The 2,058-nt window shown below is 53.4% G+C and carries 1 protein-coding gene; it reads left to right on the top strand.

Annotation, left to right across the window (positions count from 1 at the left end):
* Positions 1 to 2,058 (top strand): non-ribosomal peptide synthetase (locus PXY01_RS22010; RefSeq protein WP_127573281.1); only part of this gene is annotated, 2,058 nt, incomplete at both ends.

Here is a 2,058-nt window from a genome sequence, read left to right as displayed (position 1 = left end):
TCAGCCAGAAGGCGGACTGACGTTCCGATCCTACTTGGAGCAGGTGAAGGAGCAGGCGCTGGCAGGCTACGCGAATCAGGACTATCCGTTCGAGGAACTGGTGGAGAAGGTCGTCAAGAGTCGGGATATGAGTCGTCATCCGTTGTTTGATACGATGTTCGTCTTGCAGAATGATGAACTGCAGGAGATCAACCTGGATCAATTGCAGCTTATTACACAATCGGTGGAAAGCGGTGTGTCGAAGTTCGACATGACCTGGACGGTAGCGGAAAGCGAAGACGGGATGATAATCGCGGTCGAGTATTGTACCGATTTGTATCGTCGTGAAACGGTAGAGCGGATGGCACAGCACTACTTGCAATTGATAGAGGCGGCGTTAAGCGAACCGGAGACGGAGCTGGCGAAGCTGTCGATGCTGACTGTGAAAGAGACGCGTCAATTGACGCACGAATTCAATGCGACAGACGCACCTTATCCGCAGGAGAAGACGATCCAACGGCTGTTCGAGGAGCAGGTGGAACGGACGCCGGATCACATTGCGGTAGTCAGCGAGACAGAGCAGGTGACATACCGGGAGCTGAACGCACGGGCGAACCGGCTGGCACGCAAGCTGCGTAAACTGGACGTGAAGGCAGACAGCCGCGTCGGTCTGCTGGCAGAGCGGTCGGTAGAGATGATCGCGGGTATTCTCGGCATACTGAAGGCAGGCGGCGCATACGTGCCGATCGATCCGTCGTATCCGCAGGAGCGGATGGCGTACATGCTGGACGACAGCGGATGTCGTTGGCTGGTCGGAGATGGGAATTTGCTGAAGAAAGTGACGTTTGCCGGTGAGAAGCTGGAGCTAAGGGGAGCGATGCTGGATGGTGAAGAAGCAGGGAACCTGGAAGCGGCGAATGACCCGCACCATCTGGCTTATGTCATCTACACCTCTGGCTCGACAGGCCAACCCAAAGGGGTCATGGTGGAGCACCGCAATGTAGTGAACGTGGTGGATTGGTTTACGAAGCAGTATAAGCTGCACGAGCACAAGCGTATTGTGCTGATGACAAATTATGTGTTTGATCCAAGTGTTGAGCAAATATTCAGTACGTTGTTAAGTGGATCGAAATTATATTGCGTAACCGTTGAAGTTATGGGAAATAGACGGTCATTACTGGACTACTTAACACGTAATGAAATTGAAATGTTAAATTTCACACCATCTGGATTAAAGGAACTATTGCTTGCCGACACAACGATCATACCATCGCTACAACATATTATTTCTGGTGGAGAAAGATTAGACGAAGCGTTAAAAAACAGTCTGCTTGCAAGAGGTTATTCAGTCTGGAACCATTACGGACCAACGGAAACAACGATTGACGCGGTGACGGCACAATGTTTTGCAGATCACCAGGTGCTATTGGGACAACCGGTTCAAAATACAAGGGTATATGTGTTGAATCAGACGAATCAGCTTCAGCCGGCAGGCGTCCCCGGCGAGATATGTATAGCGGGAGCCGGAGTAGCGCGGGGATATTTAAATCGTGAGGAGCTGACGGCTGAGAAGTTCGTCGCCGATCCGTTCGTACCGGGTGGACGGATGTACCGGACGGGAGATCTGGGCCGCTGGTTGCCGGACGGCAACCTTGAATATTTAGGTCGGATGGACGAGCAGGTGAAAATCCGCGGCTATCGGATCGAGCCGAGCGAGATCGAGAGCACCTTGCTGCAGCTCATGCCGGTGAAGGAAGCAGCGGTTGTGGCGATCGAGGACGCGAGCGGAGACAAAGCGTTGTGCGCGTATATCGTTAGTGAAGAGGAGCTGAGTATAGCGGAGCTGCGGGCTCGATTGGGTGAAACGATGCCTGCGTATATGATTCCAGCATACTTCATACAGCTGAACCAGATGCCGTTGACGGTGAGCGGGAAGCTGGACCGAAAGGCGCTGCCAAGACCGGAAGCGGAAGCGCTCCGTGGTGCGGTGTACGTTGCGCCGCGGACAGAGACGGAAGCTCGGATTGCAGAGATTTGGCAAGAGGTGCTGGGCATTGAGCGAGTAGGCGTCACAGACGA

It is taken from the genome of Paenibacillus xylaniclasticus (assembly GCF_004001065.1).
GTDB lineage: Bacteria > Bacillota > Bacilli > Paenibacillales > Paenibacillaceae > Paenibacillus_T > Paenibacillus_T xylaniclasticus.
The sequence above is the reverse complement of the archived record's forward strand: the minus strand, read 5'-3'. Positions and strand labels throughout refer to the sequence as shown.